Below are 20579 nucleotides of genomic sequence, written 5' to 3' on the forward strand. Positions count from 1 at the left end.
AAGGCATAAAAAATGCCAGTCACACGGCGGCTGGCATTTTTATCGCAGTCAGGGTCAATGCAGCGCGACGCTGCTGGAGGCGTTCAGGACAGCGCCTCGCTTTCCACCGGCACAATCAGACTGGCATGGTTCCCTTTTGGCCCTTGATGCACGTCGAAGCTGACCTGCTGACCTGCCTTCAACGTTCTGTAACCATCCATCTTGATGGTGGAATAATGCGCGAAAATATCTTCGCCACCGCCGGCTGGGCAGATGAAGCCAAAGCCTTTGGCGTTGTTAAACCATTTAACAGTACCCGTCTCCATGCTTTTACATCCCTCGCAACGCTATTTTAAGTGAGATGAATAACTGAATTCGCACCCGCCGTGGGCGGGTAGCAGGGTGGACAAGGGGTGGTTAAAAGACCACCAGCCACGAATTTACACTCTAGAGCAAATGATCGGGGCGTCAAGGGATCGGCTTTTGTCGGCGGGGAGCAGTTCACCAAAGTTTGAAGCAGGTAACGCTATTGCCACGATTCAGTCACAATTGGCCCGTTTTTTTGCGCACGTTACAGTGCGGCGGGACGATGGCGAAGATGATAAAATAGTAACTATCCCCACTTTGAATAACCGAAACCTGTCCCCATATCAGAGGGCAGAGCAGAGAAGATGAGCAGCGATGGGCAATAACAACGACTGGCTAAATTTTGAACACTTGGCCGAAGAAAAACAAATCGATGCGGTAAAACCGCCGTCTATGTATAAAGTTATACTTAACAACGACGATTACACACCGATGGAATTTGTGATTGACGTTCTGCAAAAGTTCTTTTCTTATGATATTGAACGCGCAACGCAACTGATGCTCACGGTCCACTATCAAGGCAAGGCGATCTGTGGTGTTTTCACCGCCGAGGTGGCGGAAACCAAAGTCGTCCATGTGAACCGGTACGCAAGGGAGAACGAGCATCCGTTGCTTTGTACGCTGGAAAAAGCCTGAATAAGGCAATCTATTGGGGAGGTGCTTATGCTCAATCAAGAACTGGAACTCAGTCTCAACATGGCTTTCGCCAGGGCGCGTGAGCACAGACACGAGTTTATGACCGTGGAGCACCTGTTGCTGGCGTTGCTGAGCAACCCTGCCGCGCGAGAAGCGCTCGAGGCATGTACGGTGGATCTGGCCGCGTTGCGCCAGGAGCTGGAAGCCTTCATCGAACAAACCACACCGACGCTGCCCGCCGGCGAAGAAGAGCGCGACACTCAGCCGACGCTCAGCTTCCAGCGCGTGTTGCAGCGCGCGGTCTTCCATGTGCAATCTTCCGGCCGCAGCGAAGTCTCCGGCGCCAACGTGTTGGTGGCCATCTTCAGCGAGCAGGAGTCGCAGGCGGCCTATCTGCTGCGCAAGCACGACGTCAGCCGTCTCGACGTGGTGAACTTCATTTCACATGGCACGCGTAAAGACGAGCCGGGCCAAGCGCCGAATGCGGAAAACCCGGTGAACGAAGAGCAGTCCGGAGGGGAAGACCGTATGGAAAACTTCACCACCAACCTCAATCAGTTGGCCCGTGTGGGCGGCATCGATCCGTTGATCGGCCGCGATCGTGAGCTGGAGCGCGCGATTCAGGTGCTGTGCCGCCGTCGTAAAAACAACCCGCTGCTGGTCGGCGAATCCGGCGTGGGCAAGACCGCGATCGCCGAAGGCCTGGCCTGGCGTATCGTGCAGGGCGACGTGCCGGAAGTGATGGCGGACTGCACGCTGTATTCGCTGGATATCGGTTCACTGCTGGCCGGCACCAAATACCGCGGCGACTTCGAGAAGCGCTTCAAGGCGCTGCTCAAACAGCTGGAACAGGATCAGAACAGCATCCTGTTCATCGATGAAATTCACACCATCATCGGCGCCGGTGCGGCTTCCGGTGGGCAAGTGGATGCCGCCAACCTGATCAAACCGCTGCTGTCGAGCGGCAAGATCCGGGTAATCGGCTCGACCACCTACCAGGAGTTCAGCAACATCTTCGAAAAGGATCGCGCTTTGGCGCGCCGCTTCCAGAAGATCGATATCACCGAACCGACGGCGGAAGAGACCGTTCAGATCATCAACGGCCTGAAGGCCAAGTATGAAGCGCACCACGACGTGCGTTATACCGCCAAAGCGATCCGCGCCGCGGTGGAGCTGTCGGTGAAATACATCAACGATCGTCATCTGCCGGACAAGGCGATCGACGTGATCGACGAGGCGGGCGCCCGCAGCCGGTTGATGCCGGCCAGCAAGCGCAAGAAAACCGTCAACGTGGCCGATATCGAGTCCGTGGTGGCGCGCATTGCGCGCATCCCGGAGAAAACCGTGTCGGCCAGCGATCGCGACGTGCTGAGAAATCTGGGCGATCGCTTGAAGATGCTGGTATTCGGCCAGGATCAGGCGATCGAAGCGCTGACCGAAGCGATCAAGATGAGCCGTGCCGGTCTGGGCCACGAGCGCAAGCCGGTCGGTTCCTTCCTGTTTGCCGGGCCGACCGGGGTCGGGAAAACCGAGGTCACCGTACAGTTGGCCAAGGCGATGGATATCGAGCTGCTGCGTTTCGACATGTCCGAGTACATGGAGCGGCATACCGTCAGCCGTCTGATCGGCGCGCCTCCGGGCTACGTCGGTTACGATCAGGGCGGGCTGCTGACCGATGCGGTGATCAAGCATCCGCATGCAGTGGTGCTGCTCGATGAGATCGAGAAGGCGCACCCGGACGTGTTCAACCTGCTGCTGCAGGTGATGGACAACGGCACGCTGACCGACAACAACGGCCGCAAGGCGGATTTCCGCAATGTGATCCTGGTGATGACCACCAACGCCGGGGTGCGGGAAACCGAACGCAAGTCGATCGGCCTGGTGCAGCAGGACAACAGCACCGACGCGATGGAAGAGATCAAGAAGGTGTTTACGCCGGAGTTCCGCAACCGTCTGGATAACATCATCTGGTTCAACCATCTGTCTACCGAGGTGATCCAGCAGGTGGTCGACAAGTTTATCGTCGAACTGCAGGCGCAGCTGGATGCGAAGGGCGTCTCGCTGGAGGTGAGCGACGAAGCGCGCGATTGGCTGTCGGTGAAGGGCTACGACCGTGCGATGGGCGCTCGTCCGATGGCGCGCGTCATGCAGGAGAACCTCAAGAAACCGTTGGCCAACGAGTTGCTGTTCGGCTCGCTGGTGGACGGCGGTTCCGTGAAGGTCGAGCTGGACAAGGACAAGAAACAGCTGACCTACCACTTCCTCAGCGCCGCCAAGCGCAAAGCGGACGAGGGCGCGGTGCACTAAGGCCGCCTTCAGGCAAAGAAAAAGCGATGCTTCGGCATCGCTTTTTTTATGGGTGAGATTCACCGTACAGCAGAAACGAGTGAGCCCTCTCAGTTTACCTGCGCACCTGCAACCCGTTGTGTAACGTCGCTGCGGGGGTAAACGGAAAGGGCTCCCGAGGGATATTACATCCTCGATGCCGCCAGCGTGTGGCGCGCGGTGAGCCGATTAACGGCTACGGAAGACAATGCGGCCTTTGCTCAGGTCGTACGGGGTCAGCTCTACAGTGACTTTGTCGCCCGTCAGGATGCGGATATAGTTTTTACGCATTTTACCGGAGATGTGTGCGGTTACCACGTGCCCGTTTTCCAATTCAACGCGGAACATGGTGTTCGGCAGCGTATCAAGAACGGTGCCCTGCATTTCAATATTGTCTTCTTTGGCCATCGAATCCTCTAGGTCTAACTACCTTAGTTTTTAACCGGCAAGATAATGCCGAAAAACCCCCATTATGTAAAGATGTGTCGGTGAACATTGCACCGTTTCCACCAATTAGTTTGCTGGGCAGGGCGGTTCAACCGGCTGTGGGGATATGACTTGCGGCGCCCAGCACGCCGGTGCCAAAGGCCGCCGTTGAAGGGTGCTGAGCTGCTGCAAAAATTGACGGCGCGGAATTTCACGCGCGCCAAGGCGGGCAGTGTGAGCGTTCAGCACCTGGCAGTCAATCAATTCCCCGCCATAAGCGGCAAAATGGCGGCAAAAGGCCATCAATGCGCATTTTGAGGCGTTGGTGACGCGGCTGAACATCGATTCGCCGCAGAATAACGCGCCCTGCGCCACGCCGTACATGCCGCCGACCAGTTGATCATCCTGCCATACCTCCACCGAGTGCGCGTAGCCGAGGCGATGAAGATGTTGATAGGCGCGCTGTACCTCCGGGCCGATCCAGGTGCCTTCATCCGGCCGGTGGGCGCAGGCGGCGATCACTGAGGCGAAGTCGTGATTAAGCGTGATGCGAAACGGATCGTGGCGCAGAAAGCGTTTCAGGCTGCGGTTGAGATGAAACTCGGCCGGGAACAGCACCGCACGCGGATCGGGTGACCACCACAGAATCGCTTCCCCCGGCGAGTACCAGGGGAAGATGCCGCGCTCGTAGGCTGCCAGCAGCCGTGGCGCCGTCAGGTCGCCGCCGATCGCCAGCAGGCCGTTGGGATCGCGCAGGGCGCCCTCAGGCGAGGGAAACGCCAGCGACTGAGGGGAAAGCTTAACGATGCGCATACAGGGTTTCTGCGTCCTCTACGGGCCGATTACGGCGCCAGGTTGCTGATACGGTTGCGAAAGCGGGCATAGCGGCCCTGCTGGCGCATTAGGGCGGCGTGATCGCCCTGTTCGACAATTTGGCCGTCATCCATTACGCAAATGCGATCGAGATGCTCCAGGCCGTACAGGCGGTGCGTCACCAGGATCAACGTCTTGCCCTGACAATGCCGGCGCAGCAGCGCCAGGATCTGCTGCTCGGTCTCGGCGTCCAGCCCTTCGGTGGGTTCGTCAAGCAACAGCAGCGGGGCAGGGTGCAGCAGCGCGCGGGCGATGCCCAGCCGGCGCATTTCGCCGCCGGACAGCTGCCGGCCGCCTTCCCCCAGCCAGGCGTTCAGCCCGCCGTCGCTGTCCAGCAATTTGCCGAGCCCCACCTGCTGCAACACCTCGCTCAGGCGAGCGTCGCCGGCAGCCGGTGCGGCCAGCCGCAGGTTTTCCCGCAGCGTATCGCTGAAGATATGCACTCGCTGGCTGACGACCGTGGTCATTCGACGCAGCGTGGTTTCATCATAATCTTCCAGCGGTTCGCCGTTGAGCAGAATTTTTCCGCCGTCGGTGCGCCAGGCACGGGTCAGCAGCTGCAGCAGGGTGGACTTGCCGCAGCCGGTGCGGCCGAGCAAGGCGATGTGTTCGCCGGCTGCCACCTCGAGCGTGACGTCGCGCAGCACCGGCTGCGGCTGATCGGGGTAGGTGAAGCTCAACTGCCGCAGGCTAAGCTGAGCCCGGTCGGCGGCGGCCGGGCCGACGGCCGGGAAGGAGACTTCCGGTTGGCGATCGATGATCTGTTTGACCCGCGTGGCGGAGGCGATCACCTGGCCGAGGTGCTGGAAGGCGCCGGCCACCGGCATCAGCGCTTCGAACGACGCCAGCGCGGCGAAGACAAACAGCGCGATCAGCGCGCCGGGTTGGGTATCGCCGCCGATGCCGGCGGCGGTCAGCCACAGCAGCAGTGTCACCGTCAGCCCGCTGGCGAGGATCATCAGCGCCTGCGCCTTGCCGCTCAGCGAGGCTTGCTGCCACTGGCGGCGTTGCCACAGCTGTTCGGTGGCGTTCAGCGTCTGGCGGAAGTCGTTGACGGCGCCGAACACCACCAGCTCCGCCTGCCCCTGCAGCCAGGCGGTCAGGTCGGTGCGGTATTGGCCGCGCAGGGCGGTGAGTTGCCCGCCGATCGGTTTGCCGGCGCGATAGAACACCGGCGGCACCAGCAGCAACAGCAGCAACAGAATGCCGCCAAGCGTCAGGGCAAGCGCAGGATCCAGCCAGCTCAGGCCGTAGGTGACCACCAGGATCACCGCCGCCGCGCCTACCAGCGGCGAGATCACCCGCAGATAAAGGTGATCCAGCGTGTCCACGTCCGCCACCAGGCGATTGAGCAGGTCGGCCTGGCGGAAACGGGCGATGCCGCCCGGCGTCAGCGGCAGGATCTTGCTGAAGGTGAACACCCGCAGGTGCGACAGCACGCGGAAGGTGGCGTCGTGGCTGACCACGCGCTCGGCGTAGCGCCCGGCGGTGCGGAAGATCGCCGCGCCGCGCACGCCGGCGGCCGGCAGCATATAGTTGAAGGTCAGCAGGCCCGCCAATCCGGCCAGCGAAGAGGCGGCCAGGAACCAGCCGGAGAGCGCCAGCAGGCCGATGCTGGCCAGCAGGGTGACGATCGCCAAAAGGATGCCCAGGCTAATCAGCAGGCTATGGCGGCGATACAACGCCAAAAACGGCAGCAAAACGCGCATGATTAAAGCTCCCCGCGGCGATGGGCGATCAGCGTGGCGAACTGGCCCGGCTGGGCGCTGAGGGTGGCGTAATCGCCCTGTTGCACGATGCGCCCGTTATCCATCACCCAAATCTGATTGTAGTCTTCGGTATCTTCCAACTGGTGCGTCACCAGCAGGGTGGTTTGCTGATGCGAAGCGGCATTCAACGCCTGCATCACCCGTTGTTCGCTATGGGCATCGAGGCTGGCGGCCGGTTCATCCAGCAGCAGCAGGCGGCGCGGGCCGATCAGCGCCCGGGCGACCGCCACGCGCTGCGCCTGGCCGACCGACAGGCGGGCGGCGTTGTCGCCCACTTCGGTGTCGAGCCCCTGTGGCAGATAGGGCAACAGTTCGCTGACGTAGGCGTGTTCCACCGCCTGCTGCAGCTGCGCTTCGTCGGCCTGTGGGCAGCCCAACAGGATATTGGCGCGCAAGGTTTGCGCCGGCAGGTGCGGGTTCTGCCCGACCCAGCTGAGCTGTTGACGCCAGTTTTCTGCGGACAGTTCACGCAGCTCGACGCCGTTGACGGTCAACGACCCACGGTAGGGCAGGAAGCCGAGCAGCAGATTGAGCAGCGAACTTTTACCGGCGCCGCTCAGCCCGACCAGCGCCACGCGCTGCTGCGGTTGCAGGGTGAAACTCAGCGGCCCGGCCAGCAGCACGCCGTTCGGCGACAGGATTTCCAACGCGTTCGCCTGCAACGTCAGCGGCTGATCGGCGGGCAGCTGCCGCGTGCCGTTGCCCATCTGCTCGCCTTCGGCGCTGAGGAAGGTTTCCAGCGCCTCCGCCGCGCCGACCGCCTGTGCTTTGGCATGGTAGAAGGTGCCGAGATCACGCAGCGGTTGGAAAAACTCCGGCGCCAGAATCAGCACCAGAAAACCGGAAAACAGCGTTACGCCGAGGCCGTAGCTGCCGAAATTGAGTTCGCCGAGGTAGGAAAAGCCGAAGTACACCGCCACCACGGCGATGGAAATCGAGGCGAAGAACTCCAGTACGCCGGAAGAAAGGAAGGCCATGCGCAGCACTTCCATGGTGCGGCTGCGGAAGTCTTCGGAGGATTTGGCGATTTGCGCGGTTTCGGCCTGCGCGCGGTCGAACAACCGCAGGGTGTCCAGGCCGCGCAGGCGGTCGAGGAAGTTGCCGCTCAATCGCGCCAGTGCCACGAAGTTGCGGCGGTTGGCGTCGGCGGCTCCCATACCGACCAGCGCCATGAACAGCGGGATCAGCGGCGCGGTCGCCAACAGAATCAAACCGGCGGCCCAATTGATCGGGAAAACGGCGATCAGGATCAGCAGCGGGATGAAGACCGCCAGATACATCTGCGGCAGATAGCGCGAGTAATAGTCCTGCATATCCTCGATCTGCTCGACGATGATGCTGGCCCAACTGCCCGCCGGTTTGCCCTGGATCCAGGCCGGGCCGAGCTGCTGCAGCTTATCCAGCACCTGCTGGCGCATGCGCTGACGGATCACCTGGCCACACTGGAAACCGACCCGCTCCCGCAGCCAGCTCAACAGCGCCCGCAATGCGAACGCGACGATCAGCCAGATAAACGAAGGGATCAGCTGTTCGCGCGGGATGTGCTCGATGATCAGGGCGTGCAGCAGGCTGGCCAGCAGCCACGCCTGCGCCACGATCAGCAGGCCGCTGAACAGCCCCAACAGCATGGAAAGGCGCAGCCAACGCTGCGCTAACGAACTCTGGGTTTTAAGCCAACGGGTTAACTGTTGCTGTCTGGTTTTTTTCATCAGATATGCGTCTGCGTCGCCGGCGCCCGTTTGTTATGGGCTGGGTTAACGTACTGTTAAATAATAGTGTTTGGCGCAATCGGCGACAAACAAGCGAGGCCTTATGTTACCTCGTCACCCGGCAGACTGAAAAGAATAAAGCGGGCAAATATGGCTATAACAGATGGGAAGGAGAGATTGCTAAACCCAGAAACAAAAAAAGCGGCTCGAGAGCCGCTTTTTGCCGATGATGAAAACGTCTTAGCAGACTTCCGCGCCGGCGATGCCGTCCAGGTAACGTTCTGCGTCCAGCGCCGCCATACAGCCGGTGCCGGCGGAAGTGATCGCCTGGCGGTAGACGTGATCCATCACGTCGCCTGCGGCGAAGACGCCGGGGATAGTGGTTTGGGTCGCATTGCCGTGAATGCCGGACTGTACCTTGATGTAGCCGTTTTCCAGCTCCAGCTGGCCGCCGAAGATGCCGGTGTTCGGGCTGTGGCCGATAGCGATGAACACGCCGGCCAGTTCCAGTTCACGGGTTTCGTTTTCCGCTTTGGTGCTGCGGATGCGCACGCCGGTCACGCCCATTTCATCGCCCAGCACTTCGTCCAGCGTATGGTCGGTGTGCAGCACGATGTTGCCGCTTTTCACTTTTTCCATCAGCCGGTCGATCAGGATCTTCTCCGAGCGGAAGCTGTCGCGACGGTGGATCAGGTGAACCTCGGCGGCGATGTTGGACAGGTACAGCGCCTCTTCAACGGCGGTGTTGCCGCCGCCGACCACCGCGACTTTCTGGTTGCGGTAGAAGAAACCGTCGCAGGTCGCGCAGGCGGAAACGCCTTTGCCCTTGAAGGCGTCTTCGGAAGGCAGGCCAAGGTAGCGGGCGGAGGCGCCGGTCGCGATGATCAGCGCGTCGCAGCTGTATTCGCCGCTGTCGCCGAACAGGCGGAACGGACGCTGCTGCAGATCGACGCTGTTGATATGATCGAAGACGATTTCAGTCTGGAACTTCTCCGCGTGCTCGCGCATGCGCTCCATCAGCGCCGGGCCGGTCAGGCCTTCGGCGTCGCCCGGCCAGTTTTCCACTTCGGTGGTGGTGGTCAGCTGGCCGCCTTGCTCCAGACCGGTGATCAGCACCGGATTCAGGTTGGCGCGCGCCGCGTAGACGGCGGCGGTGTAACCGGCCGGGCCGGAGCCCAGAATCAGTAATTTGCTATGTTTAGCCGTGCCCATGAATAACCTCTTTATTCCACAATGGCGGACAATGAAGCCGATTGTAGGGAAAATGGCGCAGTAAAAAAAGCGCCGGGCGACGTTGTTAACGATTTGTATGATAGTTGTCGCCTATTAATGCACCCGCTGTCGGCAAATCGTACGCCGAACGCAGAAATTTACCTTATCAAAGCCGCATTCGGCCGCTGAATCGCCAACCGCGCAAAAACGGCGCATTCTGCGACTTCAGCCGCTCCCCGCCGGGGTTTATCTGCCAGCGATTCATAACCAAAAATGGGATGCAGACTTTTCGTGACGGTACGTTGTTCTGATTTTGCTTCTTTTACTTTGACAATCCGCTGCGCATTTGCGAAAACATCATAGGAAGAAGAAATTATCCCCGTAACACCAGCAAATCGTACGTATTTGCACCGCGAGGCGGCAATGCGCGATGGGTGTGCGGAGCAGAGCGCGCAAGCGTTTGCTGATTTTTTCTCGACCTAAACGTCGTTACCTGCATCGCGCGGAGTTGGACAGACAGGCTGTGCGGCGTGGAATGATGGTAGTGAAGAAGCATATGACAGGCATCGGGTCTTCGCTTGGAACGAACCCTTACACATTGACGTTGGCTAGGGTGTGGCAAGTGCACGGAAGAAAATAAGAGAGACAATAATAATGGCAGACAACAAGAAACGCCCGGGTAAAGATCTTGACCGTATCGACCGCAACATCCTGAATGAGCTGCAGAAGGATGGGCGTATTTCGAACGTCGAGCTTTCGAAGCGCGTGGGGTTATCCCCGACACCATGTTTGGAACGCGTGCGCCGTCTCGAGCGCCAGGGTTTCATTCATGGCTATACCGCATTGCTTAACCCGCATTATCTGGATGCGTCCCTGCTGGTTTTCGTGGAGATCACGCTGAACCGCGGCGCGCCGGATGTGTTTGAGCAATTCAACTCGGCAGTGCAGAAGCTTGAAGAGATTCAGGAGTGTCATCTGGTTTCCGGCGATTTCGACTACCTGTTGAAAACCCGCGTACCGGACATGTCGGCTTACCGCAAATTGCTGGGCGAAACCTTGCTGCGTTTGCCGGGGGTTAACGACACCCGTACCTACGTAGTGATGGAAGAAGTGAAACAGAGTAACCGTCTGGTTATCAAAACACGGTAAGGTGCAGGTGCAAAACCTGATTAAATTGGTTACACTCCTGTTTATTCATACAGTTTCGGCGCCGGGGCAGTTTCTCGGCGCTGTTGCTATGTCAGCTAACAGGAACCTGGAGAGCCTTTCTTGAGCCAGGAATATACAGAAGATAAAGAAGTTACCCTGAAAAGACTCAGCAGTGGCCGGCGTTTGCTGGAAGCTGTGCTTATCGTGGTAGCGATTTTTGCCGTTTACCTCATGGCTGCGTTGGTCAGTTTCAATCCGTCTGACCCAAGCTGGTCGCAGACCGCGTGGCATGAGCCGATTCACAATCTGGGCGGCGGTGTCGGGGCCTGGTTGGCCGATACGCTGTTCTTCACCTTCGGGGTGCTCGCCTACGCGATACCGCCGATCATGCTGGTCCTGTGCTGGGCGGCTTATCGCCAACGCAGCAACAGAGACTACATCGACTATTTCGCGCTTTCCCTGCGCCTGATCGGCACCCTGGCGTTAGTGCTCACCTCCTGCGGGCTGGCGGCGCTGAACGTCGACGATCTCTATTACTTCGCTTCCGGCGGCGTGATCGGCAGCCTGCTGAGCAACGCCATGTTGCCGTGGTTCAACGGCATCGGCGCTACGCTGGCGCTGCTGTGCGTATGGGCGGCGGGGTTGACGCTGTTTACCGGCTGGTCCTGGCTGGTGATCGCCGAGAAGATCGGCGGGGCGGTGCTGGGCGTCGCGACGGTGATGACCAATCGCTCACGTCGCGAAGAGCGCTATTTTGAGGATGACGAGCGTTACGTCGACGACGAACCTGAGCAGGCAGAGAAGGGCGCCGCCGCAGCGGTTGCCGCGACCGCCGCCGGAGCCGCGGCCGCCGATGACGACGTGCTGTTCTCCGCGCCTTCGGTCACCGAAAGCGCCAAAGCGGCGGCGGAAGACGCCGCCGATCCGTTGCTCAGCGGCCTGCGCGCCGACGATGGCGAGCTTGAAGCAGAAGCCGCATCCATCGCGCCGGCGGCTTCGCCTGCACCGGCGGTGAAGGCAGAGATCCACGAGCCCGTTGCAGCGCCGATCGCCACACAGGCGCCGTCGGTGACGGTGGCGCCGGCCGCGCCGGCCTCTGTCAATCAGCACCCGGTGAGCGCCCCGGCGCAAGACGCTACGCCGCCGCTGTATTCCTTCGAGATCCCGGAGGAAACGCCCGCGCCTAAGGCGACGCGTCCTGTCGATCCTTATCAGGATGACGATGAGCCGCGCCTCGGCAACTGGCAAGAGCCGGCCGCACCGCAGCCGCCGGCGCGTTCTCCCTTTGATTTTACCGCCGCACAGCGTGACAGCGTCGACATCGGCAATTCGAGCGGTTTCAGCGCCACCGGCGCCAAACCGCAGCCGGATACGGCGGCAGCCGCTGCTGCTGCTGGTGCCGCGGCGGCGACCTTTATGCCGGCCTTTACGGCGACCAGCGACGGCAATCCGCAGGTTAAGCAGGGCATCGGCCCTGAACTGCCGCGGCCGAATCCGGTGCGCATCCCGACCCGTCGCGAACTGGCTTCCTACGGCATCAAGCTACCTTCGCAGCGTGCGGCCGAACAGGAGCAGCGCCAGACAGAGGCGGAGCCTCAGCAGCCGGCGACGGTGAACCCGCAAGAAGAAGAGGCGCTGCAGGAAGCCGCGCTGCGTCAGGCGTTTGCCGAGCAGCAGAGCCAGCGCTATGGCGAAAGTTACGCGCCTGAGGAACAAGATGACGAGAGCGCATTGCAGGAAGCCGAGCTGAGCAAGGCGTTTGCCGAGCAGCAGCACCAACGCTACGGCGAAGGCTATCAACAGGACGACGAAGAGGCGCAGCAAGAGGCAGCGCTGCGCCAGGCGTTCGCCGAGCAGCAGCAGGCGCGCTACGGCCAGCAAGCACCTGCTCCGCAGGCACCGGCCACCAGCCCGATCGATACCCGCAATGCTTTCAGCTTCTCGCCGATGGCGGATCTGGTGGACGATGGCCCGAGCGAGCCAATGTTCACGCTGTCCCCGCAGCTTGAAGAGCGCATTGAACAGCAAAGCGAGCAGGAGGACGATGTGCCGTTCGGTCAGTTTGAGCCTGTGGCGCCTGCGGCTCAACCTCAGCAATCGCATCAGCCGCCTCAACAATACCAACAGCCGCCGCAGCAATACCAGCAGCCGCAGCAACAGCAGTATCAACAGCCGTCGCAGCCGCAATATCAGCAGCCGCAGCAACCGGCGCAGCAGCAGCCTCAGCAAGCTCAGGCCGAGCAACATCCGGCGATGGACAGCCTGATTCACCCGTTCCTGATGCGCAACGATCAGCCGCTGCAGAAGCCGACCACGCCGCTGCCGACGCTGGATCTGTTGACCGAAGCGCCGAAAGAGGTGGAGCCGGTCGATTCCTTCGCGCTGGAACAGAAGGCGCGCCTGGTGGAGGCCAGCCTGGCTGATTACCGCGTGAAAGCCGACGTGGTGGACATCCTGCCGGGGCCGGTCATCACCCGCTTCGAGCTGGATCTGGCGCCGGGCGTTAAAGCGGCGCGCATTTCCAACCTGTCGCGCGATCTGGCGCGCTCGCTGTCGACTTCGGCGGTGCGCGTGGTGGAAGTCATCCCCGGCAAGCCTTATGTCGGCCTGGAGCTGCCGAACGCCAAACGGCAAACGGTGTATCTGCGCGAAGTGCTGGATTGCCCGGCTTTCCGTGACAATCCGTCGCCGCTGTCCATCGTATTGGGTAAAGACATCTCCGGCGAACCGGTAGTGGCCGATCTGGGCAAAATGCCGCACTTGCTGGTCGCCGGTACCACCGGTTCCGGTAAGTCGGTCGGGGTCAACGCCATGATCCTGAGCATCTTGTATAAGGCCACGCCGAAAGAAGTGCGCTTTATCATGATCGACCCGAAAATGCTGGAGCTGTCGGTTTACGAAGGCATTCCACACCTGTTGACCGACGTGGTTACCGACATGAAAGACGCCGCCAACGCGCTGCGCTGGTGCGTGGGTGAAATGGAACGCCGCTACAAGCTGATGTCAGCTCTGGGCGTGCGTAACCTGGCCGGCTACAACGAGCGCGTCGATCAGGCCGAAGCGATGGGGCGTCCGATCCCGGATCCATTCTGGAAGCCGACCGACAGCATGGACATCACGCCGCCGGTGCTGGAGAAAGAGCCGTACATCGTGGTGATGGTCGACGAATTCGCCGATCTGATCATGACGGTGGGCAAGAAGGTCGAAGAGTTGATCGCTCGCCTGGCGCAGAAAGCGCGTGCGGCGGGTATCCACCTGGTGCTGGCGACCCAGCGTCCGTCGGTGGATGTGATCACCGGCCTGATCAAGGCCAACATCCCGACGCGTATCGCCTTTACCGTGTCGAGCAAGATCGACTCTCGCACCATCCTCGATCAGGGGGGCGCCGAGTCCTTGCTGGGCATGGGTGATATGCTTTATCTGGCGCCGAACTCCTCGATCCCGGTGCGCGTACATGGCGCATTCGTGCGCGATCAGGAAGTGCATGCGGTGGTCAAGGATTGGAAAGCGCGCGAGCGGCCCCAATATAAAGAGGGCATTCTCAGCGGCGGTGAAGACGGCGAGGGCGGTGCCGGCGGCGGCATGGACGGTGACGAAGAGCTGGATCCGCTGTTTGACCAGGCGGTGGATTTCGTGGTGGATAAACGCCGCGCCTCCATCTCCGGCGTACAGCGCCAGTTCCGTATCGGCTACAACCGCGCGGCGCGCATCATCGAACAGATGGAGGCGCAGGGCATCGTCAGTGAGCAGGGGCATAACGGCAACCGCGAGGTGCTGGCGCCGCCGCGGCATGACTGATGGTTTAGCCGTTGCAATTCAATAAGAAAGGGCCGCTTAAGCGGCCCTTGTGCAAAGAAGCGTAAACCCGTTTCTTCTCGGAACATTGGCCTACCGGCCGATCGCCGGCTTCAGGTAAAGTAACGGGAGTAAAGGGTTGATTGACCCGCACGGCGTCGCCCTGCGGTTAACGCATTTCATAAGGTATCTGGAATAATGAAAAAACTGTTAGTTGCCTGCTGTCTGCTTTCGGGATTCGCTTCTACCTCCGTGCTGGCCGACGCCGCACAGGATCTGCAAAGTCGCCTGGCGAAGGTGAACAGTTTCCACGCCAGCTTCTCGCAAACCGTGACCAGCGCCGAAGGCGCCGCGGTGCAACAGGGTGAAGGCGAGCTGTGGGTGAAGCGGCCGAACCTGTTCAACTGGCACATGACCTCACCCGATGAGAGCGTGCTGGTCTCCGATGGCCAAACCCTGTGGTTTTACAACCCGTTCGTCGAGCAGGTGACGGCGACCTGGTTGAAGAACGCCACCGGCAATACGCCGTTTATGCTGATCACCCGCAATAATGCCAGCGACTGGAAACAGTACAACGTGAAGCAAAAGGGCGATGATTTCGAATTAACGCCAAAATCCGCCAGCGGCAACCTGAAGCAATTCGCCATCAGCGTGACCAACAGCGGCACCATCCGCAGCTTCGCCGCGGTGGAGCAGGACGGCCAGCGCAGCGCTTATACGCTGAAAAGCCAGCAGAACGTTGCCGCCGATCCGGCCAAATTCAAATTTACCCCGCCGAAGGGGGTGACGCTGGACGACCAGCGCCAGTGAGGTGCAAGTGAGTAATAATCTGTCGCTCGATTTTTCCCAGAACGAGTTCCAGCCGTTGGCCGCGCGCATGCGGCCGACCACGCTGGCGCAGTATATCGGCCAGCAGCATCTGCTGGCCGCCGGCAAGCCGCTGCCGCGCGCCATCGAGGCCGGGCAGTTGCACTCGATGATTTTATGGGGGCCGCCGGGCACCGGGAAGACGACGCTGGCAGAGCTGATCGGCCGTTATGGTCAGGCGGATGTCGAACGGATCTCCGCCGTGACCTCCGGCATCAAGGAGATCCGCGAGGCGATCGAACGGGCGCGGCAAAACCGCGACGCCGGCCGCCGCACTATTCTGTTCGTCGATGAAGTGCACCGCTTCAACAAAAGTCAGCAGGACGCATTCCTGCCGCACATTGAAGACGGCACCATCACCTTTATCGGCGCCACTACCGAAAACCCGTCGTTCGAATTGAACTCGGCGCTGCTGTCGCGCGCCCGCGTGTATCTGCTTAAGGCGCTGACCGCCGAAGATATCGGCCAGGTGCTGGATCAGGCGATGAACGACAAGGCGCGCGGCTTTGGCGGCCAGAACGTCGAGCTGCCGGCGGAAACGCGCCGCCTGCTGTCGGAGCTGGTGGGGGGCGATGCGCGCCGGGCGCTGAACAGCCTGGAAATGATGGCGGACATGGCGGAGCTCGACGCCAAAGGCGTGCGGGTGCTGACGCCGCAGCTGCTGAAAGAGGTGTCGGGCGAGCGCAGCGCGCGCTTCGACAACAAGGGCGACCGTTATTACGACCTGATTTCCGCGCTGCATAAATCGGTGCGCGGTTCGGCGCCGGACGCCGCGCTGTATTGGTATGCGCGCATCATTACCGCCGGCGGCGATCCGCTCTATGTGGCGCGCCGTCTGTTGGCGATCGCCTCTGAAGACGTGGGCAACGCCGATCCGCGCGGCATGCAGGTGGCGATCGCCGCCTGGGATTGCTTCACCCGCGTGGGGCCGGCGGAGGGCGAGCGCGCCATCGCGCAGGCGATTGTTTACCTGGCCTGCGCGCCGAAGAGCAACGCGGTTTACACCGCGTTCAAGGCCGCCATGCGCGACGCCAGGGAGCAGGCCGATTATGACGTGCCGGAGCATTTGCGCAACGCGCCGACCAAGCTGATGAAGGAGATGGGGCTGGGGGCGGAGTACCGTTACGCCCACGATGAACCCAACGCCTACGCCGCCGGCGAGAACTACTTCCCGCCCGAAATGGCCCATACGCGCTACTACCAACCGACCTCGCGCGGGCTGGAAGGGAAAATCGGCGAAAAGTTGGCATGGCTGGCTGAGCAGGATCAAAATAGCCCGACAAAACGCTACCGCTAGCGTGGCCGTTGCGGTAAGGTTAGCGGGTATCACTCTTCTTTTATGCGGCTATAAATCAGCCGCATAGAACAACAACACTTCTTTCAATAACAACAAGCACAGGATTAGCATGCTCGATCCCAATCTGCTGCGTAATGAGCTAGACGCAGTCGCCGTCAAACTGGCTCGCCGAGGTTTTAAACTCGATCTGGATCTGCTGCGTTCGCAGGAAGAACGCCGCAAAGTTCTGCAGGTAGAAACTGAAACGCTGCAAGCGGAACGCAACTCCCGATCGAAATCCATCGGTGCGGCCAAAGCGCGTGGGGAAGACATCGAGCCGCTGCGTCGCGAAGTGAACGAGCTGGGTGACAAGCTGGATGCCGCCAAGGCGGCGCTGGATGCGCTGCAAAGCGAGATCCGCGATTACGCCCTGACGCTGCCTAACCTGCCGGACGACGCGGTGCCGGATGGTAAAGACGACAGCGAAAACCTGGAAGTCACCCGCTGGGGCGAACCGCGCCAGTACGACTTCGCGGTGCGCGATCACGTCGATCTGGGCGAAATGGCCGGCGGGCTGGATTTTGCCGCCGCAGTTAAGCTGACCGGTTCGCGTTTCGTGGTGATGAAAGGGCAAATCGCCCGCATGCACCGCGCGCTGTCCCAGTTCATGCTGGATCTGCACACCGAGCAGCATGGCTATCTGGAGGCCTACGTGCCTTATCTGGTCAACCACGCCACGCTGTACGGCACCGGCCAGCTGCCGAAGTTCGGCGAAGATCTGTTCCATACCCGCCCGCTGGAAGAAGAAGCCGACAGCAGTAACTACGCGCTGATCCCAACGGCGGAAGTGCCGCTGACCAACCTGGTGCGCGACGAGATCGTGGAAGAGGAAACTCTGCCGCTGAAGATGACCGCACACACGCCATGCTTCCGTGCGGAAGCCGGTTCTTACGGCCGCGACACCCGTGGTTTGATCCGCATGCACCAGTTCGACAAGGTTGAAATGGTGCAGATCGTCCGTCCGGAAGATTCGATGGATGCCCTGGAAGAGCTGACCGGCCACGCGGAAAAAGTGCTGCAGTTGCTGAACTTGCCTTACCGCAAGGTGCTGCTGTGCACCGGCGACATGGGCTTCGGCGCGTGCAAGACTTACGATCTGGAAGTGTGGCTGCCGGCGCAGGATACCTACCGCGAGATCTCGTCCTGCTCTAACATGTGGGACTTCCAGGCGCGTCGCATGCAGGCGCGCTGCCGCAGCAAGGCCGACAAGAAACCGCGTCTGGTTCACACGCTGAACGGCTCCGGCCTGGCGGTCGGCCGTACACTGGTGGCGGTGCTGGAAAACTACCAGCAGGCCGACGGTCGCATTCAGGTGCCTGAAGTGCTGCGTCCTTATATGGGCGGCCTGGAATATATCGGCTGAACAGCCAATCACTAGAAAAAAGCGCCTGCGGGCGCTTTTTTTATGTCGAGAATTCAGCCTTTCGCCAGCGCGTAGGCTTGTTTAATGTAGTCCGCCAGGTGCTTGCTTTTCACTTCGGCGGGCGAGTGAAGCTTGATGTGCCGCCGATATTGGCCGTTGCCTTCAAGTTGCTGATAGCGATCTTCCAGTCGGTGCCCTTGGCCGAATTCCACCGTGACGTGATTGCGGTAGGCGAAAACGCCGCAGAAAAATTGAGTATGCGAGAACATGATGCCGCCGTATTTGACCGATTCGCTGACGCCACTGCCGCTCGCCGTGGCGATCCGGCGCACCTGTTGTACGATCTCCAGCAGCTCGCCGTGCGTGCTGCCGATGTCCGCCAGCAAGGTCTCGACCGCCGCATTATTTGCCTGACTCATCTCGCTTCTCCGTCGTCAAATCCGCTCTGCGCTGAGCATAACGCTTTTTCGGTCGTTTGGTCGGAAACAAATCGTGCGCTGGAATGATAAGAGGCGATTGACTTTTTTATCGCCAGTGGCATGATGCGCGCACTCTCATTGCGCGTTCGGTCACAATTTCACTATGTCCGCATACTCCCGCCCAGTGCTCCTGTTGCTCTGCGGCCTGTTGTTGCTCACGGTATCCATTGCCGTTTTGAATACGTTAGTGCCTCTTTGGTTAACCCATGCTCAGCTGTCGACCTGGCAAGTGGGAATGGTCAGCTCCTCCTATTTCAGCGGCAACCTGTTGGGCACGTTGGTGGCGGGTAAACTGATCCAGCGCGTCGGCTTCACCCGCAGCTACCATCTCTCCTGTTTGTTGTTCGCCGCCGCGACCGCCGGTATGGTGCTGTCGATCGATTTCTGGAGCTGGCTGGGCTGGCGCTTCTTCGCCGGCGTCGGTTGCGCCTGGATCTGGGTGATTGTGGAAAGCGCGCTGCTGCGCAGCGGCAATCTCAGCAACCGCGGCCAGCTGCTGGCGGCCTATATGATTGTCTATTACCTCGGTACGGTGACCGGCCAATTGCTGTTGAGCATGACCTCGACCGAATTGCTGCACGTGGTGCCGTGGGTGACCGCGATTGTGATCAGCGCCATGCTGCCGATGCTGTTCGCGCGGGTCAACCGCCATGAAGACGAGCCGCAGCAGGCGGCGGTGTGGACAATGTTGAGACGCCGCAGCGCGCGCCTCGGCATCAACGGCTGCATCATCTCCGGCATCGTGCTCGGTTCGCTGTACGGCCTGATGCCGCTGTATCTCTCCCATCAGGGCATGAGCGACGCCAACGTTGGCTACTGGATGGCGCTGCTGGTCAGCTCCGGCATCGTCGGCCAATGGCCGGTCGGACGCCTGGCCGATCGTTACGGGCGCCTGCTGGTGCTGCGTATTCAGGTGTTCGTGGTGATCCTCGCCAGCGTGGCGATGCTCGGCAACTACGCCATGGCGCCTTCACTGTTCATCCTCGGCTGCGCCGGCTTTACCCTGTATCCGGTGGCGATGTCCTGGGCCTGTGAGAAGGCAATGCCGCACGAACTGGTGGCGATGAATCAGGCGCTGTTGATGAGCTACACCATCGGCAGCCTACTGGGTCCGTCGATGACGGCGCTGCTGATGCAGAACTACTCTGACCGCGTGCTGTTCGTGATGATCGCCGCCGTGGCGCTGGTTTACCTGCTGATGCTGCTGAAGAAGCAGAAGCCGGATCACCATCACACGCCGTTCGCCGCCGCCTGAGCATAAAAAAACCGGCTATGAGCCGGTTTTTCTTTGGCGCTGCGCCAATCAGTAAATCACTTTGTGGCCGTAGCTTTCCAGGATGCCTTTGACGCGGTCCATGGTCTCGGCCTTCGGCGGATGCACGCCGTCCAGTTTGTACTCTTCCCCCATCGCTATCCATTTGTGCTTGCCCAGCTCGTGGTAAGGCAGCAGCTCGATTTTCTCGATGTTGGTCATGTCTTTGGTGAACTCGCCCAGCAGGTGCGCCGATTTATCGTCGTCTGACCAACCCGGCACCACCACGTAACGGATCCAGGTGCGCTGGTTGCGTTTCGCCAGGTAGCGGGCGAATTCCAGCGTGCGATGGTTGGAAACGCCGACCAGATTCTGGTGGATCTCATCGTTCATCTGTTTCAGATCCAGCATCACCAGATCGGTAGTGTCCAGCAGCTCGTCGATCACCGGATCGTAGCGGCGCACGAAGCCGTTGGTATCCAGACAGGTATTGATGCCTTCGGCGTGGCAGGCGCGGAACCAGTCGCGCACGAATTCAGCCTGCAGGATCGCTTCGCCGCCGGATGCGGTCACGCCGCCGCCGGAAGCGTTCATGAAGTGGCGGTAGGCCACCGCGTCTTTCATCAGCTCTTCGACGGTCACTTCTTTGCCGCCGTGGGTATCCCAGGTGTCGCGGTTATGGCAATAGAGGCAGCGCATCAGGCAGCCCTGGAAGAAGACGATAAAGCGGATCCCTGGCCCGTCGACGGTGCCGCAGGATTCGAAGGAGTGGATGCGACCAGTTACTGACATTGCGGGGTTTTCTCCAATATTGACTGTCAAACGCAGTCTAAAAATAGGCGCGTGGCCGCCGGCCAGGTATCTGCGATGCAGTGGCGGAGTGAGCCCGCCACCGGGGGTAATGATGCCTGTCGGCCGGTCAGTTGCCGGATAACTGTTTTGCCGGCTATCCATTCAGTATAGATGTCCGGCAAAACAGACTCGTACAGAGTCAGGGGAGAGCGGTGGGAGAAAAGGGCCGGCAGAACCGGCCCTGACGTTGC

General features: G+C 60.6%; 16 protein-coding genes. 8 read left to right on the forward strand and 8 right to left on the reverse strand.

Annotated elements, in window-relative coordinates:
* Positions 1 to 83: 83 nt before the first annotated feature.
* On the reverse strand, positions 84 to 305 hold the full coding sequence (gene cspD / locus AC2CGI_RS09330; protein WP_004928349.1) for a cold shock-like protein CspD: 222 nt from the start codon (positions 303 to 305) through the stop codon (positions 84 to 86).
* A 355-nt stretch (positions 306 to 660) separates the two neighbouring features.
* Here cspD and clpS point away from each other — a divergent pair, with 355 nt between their 5' ends.
* Positions 661 to 981: an ATP-dependent Clp protease adapter ClpS gene (clpS, locus tag AC2CGI_RS09335; RefSeq protein ID WP_004928347.1), complete on the forward strand. Its 321-nt coding sequence runs from the start codon at positions 661 to 663 to the stop codon at positions 979 to 981.
* A 27-nt stretch (positions 982 to 1008) separates the two neighbouring features.
* Positions 1009 to 3288 carry an ATP-dependent Clp protease ATP-binding subunit ClpA gene (clpA, locus tag AC2CGI_RS09340; RefSeq protein WP_004928343.1) on the forward strand — a complete coding sequence of 760 codons (2280 nt, stop codon included), beginning with the start codon at positions 1009 to 1011 and terminating at the stop codon, positions 3286 to 3288.
* A gap of 207 nt (positions 3289 to 3495) precedes the next feature.
* Here clpA and infA read toward each other — a convergent pair whose 3' ends face one another.
* From infA to trxB, 5 genes are all read right to left on the reverse strand, one after another.
* A complete protein-coding gene (gene infA, locus AC2CGI_RS09345) occupies positions 3496 to 3714 on the reverse strand; it encodes a translation initiation factor IF-1 (protein WP_002211347.1) in 219 nt (72 codons plus the stop codon).
* Positions 3715 to 3819: 105 nt separating this feature from the next.
* On the reverse strand, positions 3820 to 4545 hold the full coding sequence (gene aat / locus AC2CGI_RS09350) for a leucyl/phenylalanyl-tRNA--protein transferase (protein WP_015377315.1): 726 nt from the start codon (positions 4543 to 4545) through the stop codon (positions 3820 to 3822).
* Between the two features lie 29 nt (positions 4546 to 4574).
* On the reverse strand, positions 4575 to 6314 hold the full coding sequence (gene cydC, locus AC2CGI_RS09355; protein ID WP_076740373.1) for a heme ABC transporter ATP-binding protein/permease CydC: 1740 nt from the start codon (positions 6312 to 6314) through the stop codon (positions 4575 to 4577).
* Positions 6315 to 6316: 2 nt separating this feature from the next.
* Positions 6317 to 8083, reverse strand: coding sequence for a heme ABC transporter permease/ATP-binding protein CydD (cydD, locus tag AC2CGI_RS09360; protein WP_076740372.1), 1767 nt, complete (start codon positions 8081 to 8083; stop codon positions 6317 to 6319).
* A gap of 240 nt (positions 8084 to 8323) precedes the next feature.
* On the reverse strand, positions 8324 to 9295 hold the full coding sequence (trxB, locus tag AC2CGI_RS09365; protein ID WP_004928321.1) for a thioredoxin-disulfide reductase: 972 nt from the start codon (positions 9293 to 9295) through the stop codon (positions 8324 to 8326).
* 654 nt (positions 9296 to 9949) lie between these two features.
* Between trxB and lrp the strand changes: the two genes are divergently transcribed.
* The 5 genes from lrp to serS all read left to right on the forward strand — a co-directional run bounded on the left by lrp (position 9950) and on the right by serS (position 17805).
* A complete protein-coding gene (gene lrp, locus AC2CGI_RS09370; protein WP_004928318.1) occupies positions 9950 to 10444 on the forward strand; it encodes a leucine-responsive transcriptional regulator Lrp in 495 nt (164 codons plus the stop codon).
* A gap of 120 nt (positions 10445 to 10564) precedes the next feature.
* Positions 10565 to 14242 (forward strand): DNA translocase FtsK 4TM domain-containing protein, encoded by a 3678-nt coding sequence (locus AC2CGI_RS09375; RefSeq protein WP_076740371.1) that lies wholly within the window; start codon positions 10565 to 10567, stop codon positions 14240 to 14242.
* A 195-nt stretch (positions 14243 to 14437) separates the two neighbouring features.
* Positions 14438 to 15049 (forward strand): outer membrane lipoprotein periplasmic chaperone LolA, encoded by a 612-nt coding sequence (lolA, locus tag AC2CGI_RS09380; RefSeq protein ID WP_015377319.1) that lies wholly within the window; start codon positions 14438 to 14440, stop codon positions 15047 to 15049.
* A 67-nt stretch (positions 15050 to 15116) separates the two neighbouring features.
* On the forward strand, positions 15117 to 16403 hold the full coding sequence (locus tag AC2CGI_RS09385; RefSeq protein ID WP_049870719.1) for a replication-associated recombination protein A: 1287 nt from the start codon (positions 15117 to 15119) through the stop codon (positions 16401 to 16403).
* Positions 16404 to 16512: 109 nt separating this feature from the next.
* Positions 16513 to 17805 carry a serine--tRNA ligase gene (serS, locus tag AC2CGI_RS09390; protein ID WP_015377321.1) on the forward strand — a complete coding sequence of 431 codons (1293 nt, stop codon included), beginning with the start codon at positions 16513 to 16515 and terminating at the stop codon, positions 17803 to 17805.
* Positions 17806 to 17858: 53 nt separating this feature from the next.
* Here serS and AC2CGI_RS09395 read toward each other — a convergent pair whose 3' ends face one another.
* Positions 17859 to 18224 carry a DUF1801 domain-containing protein gene (locus AC2CGI_RS09395; RefSeq protein WP_015377322.1) on the reverse strand — a complete coding sequence of 122 codons (366 nt, stop codon included), beginning with the start codon at positions 18222 to 18224 and terminating at the stop codon, positions 17859 to 17861.
* Positions 18225 to 18387: 163 nt separating this feature from the next.
* Here AC2CGI_RS09395 and AC2CGI_RS09400 point away from each other — a divergent pair, with 163 nt between their 5' ends.
* On the forward strand, positions 18388 to 19539 hold the full coding sequence (locus AC2CGI_RS09400; RefSeq protein WP_033654251.1) for an MFS transporter: 1152 nt from the start codon (positions 18388 to 18390) through the stop codon (positions 19537 to 19539).
* 48 nt (positions 19540 to 19587) lie between these two features.
* Here the strand turns inward: AC2CGI_RS09400 and pflA are convergent, their stop codons facing one another.
* Positions 19588 to 20328, reverse strand: a complete 741-nt coding sequence (gene pflA, locus AC2CGI_RS09405; RefSeq protein ID WP_031299859.1) for a pyruvate formate lyase 1-activating protein — start codon at positions 20326 to 20328, stop codon at positions 19588 to 19590.
* Positions 20329 to 20579 lie beyond the last annotated feature (251 nt).

Source organism: Serratia sp. LSHTC3 (assembly GCF_057197125.1).

What these genes read in the sequence shown, in the direction of transcription:
- cydD (WP_076740372.1), bottom strand. Translation starts at nt 8,083, where the DNA reads ATGAAAAAAACCAGACAGCAACAGTTAACCCGTTGGCTTAAAACCCAG.
- cydC (WP_076740373.1), bottom strand. Translation starts at nt 6,314, where the DNA reads ATGCGCGTTTTGCTGCCGTTTTTGGCGTTGTATCGCCGCCATAGCCTG.
- lolA (WP_015377319.1), top strand. Translation starts at nt 14,438, where the DNA reads ATGAAAAAACTGTTAGTTGCCTGCTGTCTGCTTTCGGGATTCGCTTCT.
- infA (WP_002211347.1), bottom strand. Translation starts at nt 3,714, where the DNA reads ATGGCCAAAGAAGACAATATTGAAATGCAGGGCACCGTTCTTGATACG.
- cspD (WP_004928349.1), bottom strand. Translation starts at nt 305, where the DNA reads ATGGAGACGGGTACTGTTAAATGGTTTAACAACGCCAAAGGCTTTGGC.
- aat (WP_015377315.1), bottom strand. Translation starts at nt 4,545, where the DNA reads ATGCGCATCGTTAAGCTTTCCCCTCAGTCGCTGGCGTTTCCCTCGCCT.
- clpA (WP_004928343.1), top strand. Translation starts at nt 1,009, where the DNA reads ATGCTCAATCAAGAACTGGAACTCAGTCTCAACATGGCTTTCGCCAGG.
- lrp (WP_004928318.1), top strand. Translation starts at nt 9,950, where the DNA reads ATGGCAGACAACAAGAAACGCCCGGGTAAAGATCTTGACCGTATCGAC.
- AC2CGI_RS09395 (WP_015377322.1), bottom strand. Translation starts at nt 18,224, where the DNA reads ATGAGTCAGGCAAATAATGCGGCGGTCGAGACCTTGCTGGCGGACATC.
- AC2CGI_RS09385 (WP_049870719.1), top strand. Translation starts at nt 15,117, where the DNA reads ATGCGGCCGACCACGCTGGCGCAGTATATCGGCCAGCAGCATCTGCTG.
- trxB (WP_004928321.1), bottom strand. Translation starts at nt 9,295, where the DNA reads ATGGGCACGGCTAAACATAGCAAATTACTGATTCTGGGCTCCGGCCCG.
- clpS (WP_004928347.1), top strand. Translation starts at nt 661, where the DNA reads ATGGGCAATAACAACGACTGGCTAAATTTTGAACACTTGGCCGAAGAA.
- serS (WP_015377321.1), top strand. Translation starts at nt 16,513, where the DNA reads ATGCTCGATCCCAATCTGCTGCGTAATGAGCTAGACGCAGTCGCCGTC.
- pflA (WP_031299859.1), bottom strand. Translation starts at nt 20,328, where the DNA reads ATGTCAGTAACTGGTCGCATCCACTCCTTCGAATCCTGCGGCACCGTC.
- AC2CGI_RS09400 (WP_033654251.1), top strand. Translation starts at nt 18,388, where the DNA reads ATGTCCGCATACTCCCGCCCAGTGCTCCTGTTGCTCTGCGGCCTGTTG.